The 10432-nt window shown below is 40.9% G+C and carries 9 protein-coding genes; 2 read left to right on the top strand and 7 right to left on the bottom strand.

The features are described from left to right. Positions 1–202: 202 nt before the first annotated feature. The 7 genes from ADH54_RS04030 to ADH54_RS03995 all read right to left on the bottom strand — a co-directional run bounded on the left by ADH54_RS04030 (position 203) and on the right by ADH54_RS03995 (position 7903). Positions 203–1129, bottom strand: coding sequence for an aldo/keto reductase (locus ADH54_RS04030; RefSeq protein ID WP_049524132.1), 927 nt, complete (start codon positions 1127–1129; stop codon positions 203–205). A gap of 74 nt (positions 1130–1203) precedes the next feature. After that, positions 1204–2019 carry a hypothetical protein gene (locus ADH54_RS04025; protein ID WP_049524131.1) on the bottom strand — a complete coding sequence of 272 codons (816 nt, stop codon included), beginning with the start codon at positions 2017–2019 and terminating at the stop codon, positions 1204–1206. Between the two features lie 3 nt (positions 2020–2022). Beyond that, entirely contained in the window at positions 2023–2343 is a 321-nt protein-coding gene (locus tag ADH54_RS04020) for a PadR family transcriptional regulator (RefSeq protein WP_000665414.1), read from the bottom strand. Between the two features lie 284 nt (positions 2344–2627). Beyond that, on the bottom strand, positions 2628–4625 hold the full coding sequence (gene metG / locus ADH54_RS04010) for a methionine--tRNA ligase (RefSeq protein ID WP_049524130.1): 1998 nt from the start codon (positions 4623–4625) through the stop codon (positions 2628–2630). 123 nt (positions 4626–4748) lie between these two features. Then, the gene (locus tag ADH54_RS04005) at positions 4749–6008 is read right to left on the bottom strand and encodes an ABC transporter permease (protein WP_049524129.1); all 1260 of its coding nucleotides are present in this window, start codon (positions 6006–6008) and stop codon (positions 4749–4751) included. A 1-nt stretch (position 6009) separates the two neighbouring features. Further along, entirely contained in the window at positions 6010–6711 is a 702-nt protein-coding gene (locus tag ADH54_RS04000) for an ABC transporter ATP-binding protein (RefSeq protein WP_000811469.1), read from the bottom strand. Next, complete coding sequence (locus ADH54_RS03995; RefSeq protein WP_049524128.1) at positions 6695–7903, bottom strand: efflux RND transporter periplasmic adaptor subunit; 1209 nt, start codon at positions 7901–7903, stop codon at positions 6695–6697. The genes ADH54_RS04000 and ADH54_RS03995 overlap by 17 nt, the downstream gene beginning before the upstream one ends. A gap of 292 nt (positions 7904–8195) precedes the next feature. Here ADH54_RS03995 and gor point away from each other — a divergent pair, with 292 nt between their 5' ends. Continuing rightward, positions 8196–9542: a glutathione-disulfide reductase gene (gene gor, locus ADH54_RS03990; protein ID WP_049524127.1), complete on the top strand. Its 1347-nt coding sequence runs from the start codon at positions 8196–8198 to the stop codon at positions 9540–9542. A gap of 189 nt (positions 9543–9731) precedes the next feature. Next, a complete protein-coding gene (locus ADH54_RS03985; protein WP_049524126.1) occupies positions 9732–10268 on the top strand; it encodes a biotin transporter BioY in 537 nt (178 codons plus the stop codon). The last annotated feature ends 164 nt before the right edge of the window (positions 10269–10432 follow it).

The raw sequence follows: 10432 nt of genomic DNA, 5'->3' as shown, positions 1-10432 counted from the left end.
CAAAACAGTGTTTTGAGCTGACTTCGTCAGTCTTATCTACAACCTCAAAACAGTGTTTTGAGCAGCCTGCGGCTAGTTTCCTAGTTTGCTCTTTTATTTTGTTAATGAACCGTGCCTAACGAATCAAGACAGGCCAATGCTCACATAACAAAAACCGTTTTCCAACGTTTTTTGACTGTGATTTCTTTAAATGCATTTTTTCCTAAGGCAAATTATTCCCTGCTGCAAGATAAATTTCATACCATTCTTTTCTTGTTAAGCTAAAGTTTGCTGCTTGGCTAACTTCTCTCAAGTGCTTAGGATTTGTTGTACCTACGACTGCCTGCATTTTTGCTGGATAACGCAATATCCAAGAAATAGCAATAGTTGAAGAGGTTACTCCATATTTAATAGCTAAACGATCAAGTACTTGATTTAAAGCTTGAAATTTCTCATTTCCAACAAAATTCCCTCTAAAATACCCGAATTGTAAGACAGACCATGCTTGAATGACCACATCGTGTAATTTGCAATATTCAAAAATGCTGCCATCTCGCATAGCTGCTTGACTATCTTCCATATTAACATGAAAACCTGATTCGAATCCTGGAGTAAAAGCCGCACTCAATTGTAGCTGGTTAACAGCTAACGGCTGCTTGACATCTTTTTTAAGCAACTCCATCATCATAGGATTTTGATTAGAAACTCCAAAATTTCGGACCTTACCTTGTTTATAAAGGAAATCAAAGGTTTCTGCTACTTGGTCAGATTCCATCAAAGCATCTGGTCGATGAAGAAGGAAGCTATCTAAATAATCAACCTGCAATCTTTCTAAAATCCCATCAACTGATTGTAATATATACTCTTTTGAAAAATCAAAATAGGTAAATTCTTCCATGCGAATGCCACATTTTGACTGAATCCACATCTCTTCTCTTAAATCTGGACGATTTTTTAGGACAAGACCTAACAGTTCTTCACAACGACCACGACCATAAATATCAGCCAAGTCAAAAGCATTGATTCCAACAGACAGTGCTGTTTCTACAAGCTCTTCAACTTCTTTTACAGACTTATCTTCTATTCTCATCATTCCGAGAACAATTTCTGATAATTCTTTGTCATCTTGACCAAGAGTTATGTATCTCATCAAATTTTTCTCCTTAAATTTCTAACATTCTTCCCTTCATTATAACAAAAAACCGCTTTGCAACGGCTTTTTGACTATATTTCACTCCATTTTATCTTCTTAAACCCACGGAACAAGAGAAAAATGCCAATAAAAAGAACAGCTAAAGGAATAACTTTTGTAAGGAAAACATTTGAAATGCCCATCCACGCATAATAACGGAGCAGAGAGCCTACCACAAGATGGGCAATAATCATACTAACAAATGGACGAAAGACCGCTTCTTTCCAATTCCAAATACTGATGACTAGGGAAATCGTAAAGACAGATAAACTATCCCAGGGAGCAGGAAGATAAAAGGCTCCTTCTTGTATGAAACTTCCCATTCCTACATATCCTAGAACGACTAACAGAACAAGAATTCCAACGACAATATAAGTGCCAATTTTCATTTTAGGAGAATCTTGGACTAGCCCCCAACGTAAGATTGTGGTCACAAGTCCAAATCCAATCAGAAAAAGAAGAAGTTGCCCTAAAAATGTGAGCAAATTGACTGTTAAGAGAGGACCTTTAGAAAAATCACCCAGTAGATGATAGTAACGTAATATCGCTAGGACAAAAATTGGCGTCAAAAGGGACTCCTTGATAGAACTGCGTGGTGCTTCCTTGAGAATCTCTTTCATTATTTTTTTAGGATTCTTACCTAAATAATCCTCTGCACTCATGCCATCTCGTTCTGCTTCTGAGAAATCTAACATCATCAAATAAATCTGCTCTCTGAGATAGTCTTCATCATAGAGAAATCCAGCAAGATTAAAACTATCCCACAGTTCCTCAAAATACTGCTGATTGTCCTCAGAAAACTCATGCAACAAATTGTTTGTTTCTTCATAATACTTCATTTTCTTCATGGTTTAACCCCCATTCTTAATCCCTTCAACTTTTTGACTCAAGTCGTCCCATTGTTGCCAAAAGACCGAGACACGCTCTTCTCCTTCTTTAGTTAACGAAAAATACTTCCGATCTGGACCATCTGGCGACGGACGCATGTCGCCTCTTATCCATTGATTTTTTTCTAACTTTTGCAACAAAGGATAAATAGTCCCTGGAACGATAGTATCAAATCCAGCCTCTCGCAAAGTCTGAACCAACTCATAACCATACCGCTCTTTTTGACCAATCATATCCAAGACACAACCTTCAAGAATACCTTTTAATAGCTGAGTTTCTTTCATCCCTGCTCCCTTCTAATCTATTTTGTAATACCTACTAGTGACCTCACCTATAGTATACTACTTCTAAACTAGTTTGTAAAGCATAATAGTTAATACTCTTCGAAAATCTCTTCAAACCACGTCAGCGTCGCCCTACCGTATATATGTGACTGACTTCGTCAGTCTTATCTACAACCTCAAAGCAGTGTTTTGAGCAACCTGCGGCTAGCTTCCTAGTTTGCTCTTTTATTTTCATTGAGTATAAATAAAAAAACAGAACTAGCATAAACTAGTCCTGTCTATTTTTACCCAATCACACTTCCGTTTGGTACAGCTGGATCAACTGTGAGAAGGGTTAATTTCCCATCATGTTCAGCTGAGAGGATCATCCCTTGACTGACATATTTCTTCATCATTTTACGAGGTTTGAGGTTAGCAACAATTTGGACTTTCTTGCCGACCAACTCTTGTTCGTTTGGATAGTATTTTGCAATTCCTGAGAGGATTTGACGATCTTCACCATCACCAGCATCCAAGCGGAATTGAAGCAACTTATCTGAACCTTCTACTTTAGACACTTCTTTGACTTCTGCGACACGGATTTCGACCTTGTCAAAGTCTTCAAACTTGATTTCATCCTTGTTTAGTTTGAGTTCAACTTCATCTGGATTCCATTCTTTCTCGACGGCTGGCTTGTTGCCTTCCATTTGTTCCTTGATATAGGCGATTTCTTCTTCCATATCCAGACGTGGGAAGATTGGTGTTCCCTTAGCAACTACAGTTACACCCGCAGGGAGATCAGCCAAGCTCAAGTTTTCAAGGCTAGAAACTTCTGCTAGACCAAGTTGAGTCAAAACTGCAAGACTGGTTTCCATCATAAATGGCTCAATCAAGTGAGCTACAACACGAAGGCTGGCTGCCAAGTGGCTCATAACACTTGCCAATTGATCGCGGAGTGCTTCATCTTTTGCCAAGACCCATGGAGCTGTCTCATCGATGTATTTGTTAGTACGAGAGATAAGAGTCCAGACTGCTTCAAGCGCACGTGGGTAGTCAACTGCTTCCATATGTGTATGGTAGTCAGCGATTGATTGTTCTGCTACTTGAGCAAGAGCATGGTCAAACTCTGTCACGCCCTCTACATAGGCTGGAATTTGTCCATCAAAATACTTGTTAATCATGGAAACCGTACGATTGAGGAGGTTCCCAAGGTCATTGGCCAATTCATAGTTGATACGGCCTACATAGTCTTCAGGAGTGAAGGTTCCGTCTGAACCAACTGGAAGGCTACGCATGAGGTAGTAACGAAGCGAATCTAGTCCATAACGCTCTACCAACATTTCAGGGTAAACGACATTCCCTTTAGATTTAGACATTTTACCATCTTTCATGACAAACCAACCATGGGCAATCAAACGATCAGGTAATTTAACATCCAACATCATAAGAAGGATTGGCCAGTAGATGGAGTGGAAACGAAGGATGTCTTTTCCTACCATATGGAAGACTGTTCCATTCCAGAATTTGTCAAAACTACCATGTTCATCTTGACCGTAGCCAAGAGCTGTCGCATAGTTAAGAAGGGCATCAATCCAAACATAGACAACGTGTTTTGGATTTGACGGGACTGGTACTCCCCATGTAAAGGTTGTACGAGAAACTGCCAAATCCTCTAAACCTGGCTCGATGAAGTTACGCAGCATTTCATTGAGACGACCATCAGGAGTGATGAACTCAGGATGGGCTTTGAAAAATTCGACCAAACGATCTTGGTATTTGCTGAGGCGAAGGAAGTATGATTCTTCAGATACCCATTCCACTTCGTGACCTGATGGAGCAATACCGCCAGTCACATTTCCAGCTTCGTCACGGAAGACTTCTGCCAGCTGGCTTTCTGTAAAGAATTCCTCATCTGAGACTGAGTACCAACCAGAATATTCACCCAAATAGATATCATCTTGAGCAAGCAAGCGCTCAAATACTTGTGACACTACTTTTTCATGGTAATCATCCGTTGTACGGATGAATTTATCGTATGAGATATCGAGTAATTGCCAGAGTTCTTTGACTCCAACTGCCATCCCATCAACATAGGCTTGAGGGGTGATTCCAGCTTCTTCTGCTTTTTGTTGAATCTTTTGACCATGCTCATCAAGACCTGTCAAATAAAAGACATCGTAGCCCATCAGGCGTTTGTAACGTGCTAGGACATCACAGGCGATGGTTGTGTAGGCAGATCCGATATGAAGTTTACCAGATGGGTAGTAAATCGGCGTTGTAATATAAAAATTCTTTTCAGACATAATTTTTCCTTTCCAGGCAAATGAAACCTGTTTTTCTAACACTTCATTATATCACATTTTTAATGATTTTCGATAGGGAAATCCATACAAAAACAAGATAGACGAGTGTCCATCTTGTTGAGCTTATTCATAACGAAGAGCTTCAATTGGATCAAGTTTCGATGCCTTGTTGGCTGGCAAGACACCAAAAATCATACCCACACTAGCCGAAACTGCAAGACTAAATAGGGCAACTGGGATTGATACTCCCACTTCTATACCCGCAATCAAACCTTGTAAAAGTAGACCAGCTATAGCGGTTAAGCCTGTTGCAATGGTTAGACCAATGACTCCACCTAGCAAGGTCAAAATCATGGATTCAATCAAGAACTGGATTAAAATATTAGCACGCGTTGCTCCCAAAGCTTTACGGAGACCAATCTCACGCGTACGCTCCGTCACCGAAACCAGCATGATGTTCATAACACCAGTCCCACCAACAAAGAGGGAAATCCCCGCAATGGCACTAATAATCGTAGTTATAAAGCCGAACAGTTGTTGTACTTCTTGGAAGGCTGCAGTCGCATCTGCCACTTGATACTCCCCTTGCTGAAGACCAGCAATCTCGGTCAATTTTCTAGCTAATTCTGGTCCCACTGTTGGTGTCAAACTGGTATCATTGACACGGAAGACAATATCAGAAATTTCATCCATATTGAAGTTATTGGCAAGAGAAATATTAGTCGTAATCGGAAGTCCACCAATACCAAAAGTCTTGGCAGTCTTGGCCTCATCGCTGGTATAGACACCAATGACACGATAGCTAAAGCCACCAACATCTATAACCTGGTTAACAGCTTCTTGAGCAGATCCAAACAGGCTATTAGCAAGTTCTTGGTCTAGCAAAATGACACTGGCCACATCTTTATAATCCTGAGCTATGAGACTGCGGCCTGCAACAATTTCATTTTCAACCGCCTTCATGTAGGTAATATTCCCACCTGTCAAGCTAGCGCGCTCTACTTTTTTATCTTTATAAGACAAGGTGGTATTCGTTGAGTTGGTTACATAGTAACTGTCCACACCCTTAAGTTTTGCTGCCTCCTTGACCCAGGATTCTTGCGGTTTTGGTGGCTCCACAGGAACTTCCTCTTCTTTCCCAGAAACTGTCAGAGCTGATTGTTTTTGGGTAAAAGAACCGTCTTTACTTTTAATTGGCGAGAAAAAAACATGGATATTCTTCTGTGACTTGGTCATGTTTTTATTAACTTGACGAGACATGGAATCTCCCAGAGCCATAATCACAACAACTGATGAAACACCGATGATGATTCCAATCATAGTGAGAAAAGAGCGCATCTTGTGGGCCATGATAGATGAAAAGGCAAATTTCAGATTCTGCATCTTAGTTTTCCTCCTTTTCTAACTGAGCACTATCAGATGAAATAACTCCATCACGAATGACAATCTGGCGTTTGGCATAAGCAGCTATTTCAGGCTCATGCGTTACCATGATAATGGTTTTTCCTTCTTTGTTCAAGTCAACCAATAGTTGCATAATTTGATTCCCTGTTTTGGTATCCAAGGCTCCTGTCGGTTCGTCCGCTAGGATAATAGAAGGATTGTTTACCAAGGCACGCGCAATAGCCACACGTTGCTTTTGACCACCAGATAATTCCGAAGGCAAATGGTGACTACGCTCAGTCAATTCAACCTTGTCTAAATACTCCTCAGCCAACTTGCGACGTTTTGAAGCCGAAACTCCTGCATAAATCAAGGGCAATTCTACATTTTGCAGAGCATTGAGTTTGGATAGAAGAAAGAACTGCTGAAAGACAAATCCGATTTGTTGGTTGCGAACCTTGGCTAGTTGTTTTTCACCTAATCCAGCCACTTCTTGACCTTCAAGATAATACTCTCCACTACTTGGTGTATCCAACATGCCAATCGTATTCATGAGAGTGGACTTCCCAGAACCAGATGGTCCCATGATGGCTACAAATTCACCCTCATTCACTTCTAGGTTGATATTTTTGAGAACCTGCAGTTCTTGGTCACCGTTACGGTAGCTTCTGCAGATATTTTTTAGACTAATTAGTTGCTTCATCAGCCTTCACCTCTTTTCCTTCCTCTAGAGAGGACGTTGGGTTACTGATGACCTTGACTCCATTTGTCAGACCTGAAGTGATTTCTTGGTTGTCTGCATCAGCATTACCCAAACCAACTTCCACTTTCTTGGCCTTTTTCTGCTCGTCAAGTACCCAGACATAATTCTTATCATTTTCCATAACAACACTTGTTAAAGGAACCAAAATAGCTTTACTCTTATTCTTGACCTCAACACTTACTGAGAATCCTTGTTTCAAATCACCGATTTCACTTGTAACATCAATGGTGTATGGATATTTAGAGCCAGAATTACCAGCTGCTGCGGCAACCGCTGTACTCGCTGCTTCGCCATTGTTTTTAGGATAGTCAGAGATATAGCTAATCTTACCTGTCCAGCTCTTATCCTGGTAAACTTTAGATGTAAAGGTTACTTCTTGTCCTACAGAAAGGTTGGCAAGGTTATATTCAGATAGTTCCCCCTTAACTTGCAAGTTTTCATTACTTACGACATGAACGACCACTTGGCTAGCTCCAGTTGGAGATTTAGAAACATTGCGATTGACTTCGACTACAGTTCCCTCTAGGGTACTGAGAACCGTCATTGCATCTAACTGACTTTGAGCCTTACTTAATTGCGCTGCAGCGTCTGCACGCGCATCACGGGCATCACCCAACTGAGCGTCAATAGAAGCAACAGAATTTCCAGCCACTGGAGTTGGGCTTTGCACCGTTGCATCTTCTCCTCCTGCTGGCGCAGAGGCTTGAGGAGCTGGAGCTGAAACGGCTTCATTTCGTGCTTGATTGAGTTCATTGATATGACGATCTGCCTTAGCGACTGCTCGGCTAGCTGAATCATAGGCCGCCTGCGCTTCTGAACTACTGTACTTGACTAAAGCCTGCCCTTCGCTGACCTTATCCCCCACAGAAACAAGGATTTCATCTAAATCTCCCTTGCTAGCATCAAAATAAACGTATTGTTCATTTTTTGCCGTTACTGTCCCTGACAATAAAACAGAGGATGCCACGCTTCCTTCCTTGGCAACAACAAGATGAGTAGCCTCATCTTTTACAGCAGTCTGAGAAGGTTGTCTAAAGAGCAAAATGCCCCCAGCACCCAATACAACTACACTCGCAGCACCGATTGCTGCATACAGTTGCCACTTTTTAGCTTTACCATTCTTTTTCTTCATAATGAAACTCCTTTTTTGATTTAAAGTCCTTAACAATATTATACAAAAATTCCCAAATATAAACAATAACATTTTAGAACGAAATAATGACATTTCAGGATTCACTTATTGTTCGGATTTTTTTGTTTAGTTATTGTACTAGATATATCATACACTTTATTTTTCTTTTTTGCAAGCCTTTTCTTTAATTTTTTGAACGTAGCAGATTTTTGCAATCAAATCAAAAAAAAGATAGAATATGACTATCAAAAAATGACACTCTACTATTTAGAAGAGTACAAAGGAGTTTTCAATGAGAGAATATGATATCATTGCTATCGGTGGAGGTAGCGGAGGAATTGCTACCATGAACCGAGCTGGTGAGCATGGAGCCAAAGCGGCCGTTATTGAGGAAAAGAAACTAGGTGGAACCTGCGTCAACGTCGGCTGTGTTCCTAAGAAAATCATGTGGTACGGGGCACAAATCGCTGAGACTTTCCATCAATTTGGAGAAGACTACGGCTTTAAGACTACTAATCTTAACTTTGACTTTGCAACCCTACGTCGCAATCGTGAAGCTTACATCGATCGCGCTCGTTCTTCTTATGATGGCAGTTTTAAACGCAACGGTGTAGACTTGATTGAAGGTCATGCTGAATTTGTAGATTCTCATACTGTTAGCGTAAATGGTGAACTGATTCGTGCTAAACATATCGTGATTGCTACTGGTGCCCATCCAAGTATTCCAAACATTCCTGGTGCTGAACTAGGTGGCTCTTCTGATGATGTATTTGCCTGGGAAGAACTTCCAGAGTCAGTTGCAATTCTAGGTGCTGGTTATATCGCCGTTGAATTGGCTGGCGTACTCCACACTTTCGGTGTCAAGACAGACCTCTTTGTTCGCCGCGATCGTCCTTTACGTGGTTTTGACTCTTACATCGTTGAAGGTCTGGTCAAGGAAATGGAAAGAACAAACTTGCCACTTCATACTCACAAAGTCCCTGCCAAGTTAGAAAAAACTGCTAAAGGCATTACCATTCATTTCGAGGATGGTACTAGTCACACAGCTAGCCAAGTTATCTGGGCTACAGGCCGCCGTCCAAACGTTAAGGGCTTGCAACTTGAAAAAGCTGGAGTAACTCTGAATGAACGTGGCTTTATCCAAGTGGATGAATATCAAAATACTGTTGTTGAGGGAATCTACGCTCTAGGTGATGTAACAGGCGAAAAAGAACTAACTCCAGTTGCTATCAAGGCTGGACGTACTTTGTCTGAACGTCTCTTTAACGGCAAAACAACTGCTAAAATGGACTACTCAACTATTCCAACCGTTGTCTTTTCACACCCTGCTATCGGAACTGTTGGATTGACAGAAGAGCAAGCTATTAAAGAATACGGTCAAGACCAAATCAAGGTTTACAAATCAAACTTTACTTCTATGTACTCTGCTTGCACTGGCAACCGTCAAGAAACTCGTTTCAAATTGATCACAGCTGGTTCAGAAGAAAAAGTTGTCGGACTTCATGGAATTGGCTATGGTGTTGATGAAATGATTCAAGGATTTGCTGTTGCTATCAAAATGGGAGCAACCAAGGCTGACTTTGATGCAACTGTTGCGATTCACCCAACTGCATCCGAAGAATTTGTAACTATGCGTTAATCAAAACAGAAAGAAGCTGATACAAATGTGTCTGCTTCTTTTTTGATGATTTACGAATCGATGAAAACAACTTACTCAGTCAGCAAATCGGCCGTTACAGTCTTTGTTACCTTATTTTTAAAAATTGGTTGACAATAATTCCTCTATGAGTATAATAGTTACCATACATCAGAAAAGAGGTTAACTATTTTGAAAAAAGCTCACGTTTATGCTATCCCTGCTATTGGGGCTGCTCTCATTGCTGTTTTGGCACAAATCAGTCTTCCAATTGGACCTGTTCCCTTCACTCTACAAAACTTTGCAATCGGCCTGATCGCTACTGTCTTTAGACCGAGAGAGGCTGTGCTTTCTGTTGTACTCTATCTTCTTCTAGGCGCCATCGGTCTTCCTGTCTTTGCAGGAGGTGGAGCTGGTTTTCAGGCTTTAGTTGGCCCTACTGCAGGCTATCTTTGGTTTTATCTCGTTTACTCTGGACTTACTTCCTCTCTAACCAACAGCAAGAGTGGTGTTATCAAGATTTTTCTTGCAAACCTCTTGGGTGATGCCCTTGTCTTTGTCGGCGGGATTCTCAGCTTGCATTTTCTAGCTGGAATGGCATTTGAAAAAGCTCTTGTTGTGGGGGTCATTCCCTTTATCATTCCAGACCTTGGTAAACTTCTGGCTATTAGTTTTATTAGCCGTCCACTACTTCAACGCCTTAAAAATCAGGCTTACTTTACTAACTAAAAAAGGATATCGAGTTATCATGACTCAGTATCCTTTTCTTTTATTGTGAAAACTTATACTCAATGAAAATCAAAGAGCAAACTAGGAAACTAGCCACAGGTTGCTCAAAGCACTGCTTTGAGGTTGTAGATAGAACTGACGAAGTCAGCTCAAAACACTGTTTT

This window comes from Streptococcus pseudopneumoniae (assembly GCF_001072315.1).
Taxonomy (GTDB): Bacteria; Bacillota; Bacilli; order Lactobacillales; family Streptococcaceae; genus Streptococcus; species Streptococcus pseudopneumoniae_R.
This window is presented reverse-complemented; position numbering and strand designations above follow the sequence as displayed.

What these genes read in the sequence shown, in the direction of transcription:
- ADH54_RS04030 (WP_049524132.1), bottom strand. Translation starts at nt 1,129, where the DNA reads ATGAGATACATAACTCTTGGTCAAGATGACAAAGAATTATCAGAAATT.
- ADH54_RS03995 (WP_049524128.1), bottom strand. Translation starts at nt 7,903, where the DNA reads ATGAAGAAAAAGAATGGTAAAGCTAAAAAGTGGCAACTGTATGCAGCA.
- ADH54_RS04005 (WP_049524129.1), bottom strand. Translation starts at nt 6,008, where the DNA reads ATGCAGAATCTGAAATTTGCCTTTTCATCTATCATGGCCCACAAGATG.
- ADH54_RS04000 (WP_000811469.1), bottom strand. Translation starts at nt 6,711, where the DNA reads ATGAAGCAACTAATTAGTCTAAAAAATATCTGCAGAAGCTACCGTAAC.
- gor (WP_049524127.1), top strand. Translation starts at nt 8,196, where the DNA reads ATGAGAGAATATGATATCATTGCTATCGGTGGAGGTAGCGGAGGAATT.
- ADH54_RS04020 (WP_000665414.1), bottom strand. Translation starts at nt 2,343, where the DNA reads ATGAAAGAAACTCAGCTATTAAAAGGTATTCTTGAAGGTTGTGTCTTG.
- ADH54_RS04025 (WP_049524131.1), bottom strand. Translation starts at nt 2,019, where the DNA reads ATGAAGAAAATGAAGTATTATGAAGAAACAAACAATTTGTTGCATGAG.
- metG (WP_049524130.1), bottom strand. Translation starts at nt 4,625, where the DNA reads ATGTCTGAAAAGAATTTTTATATTACAACGCCGATTTACTACCCATCT.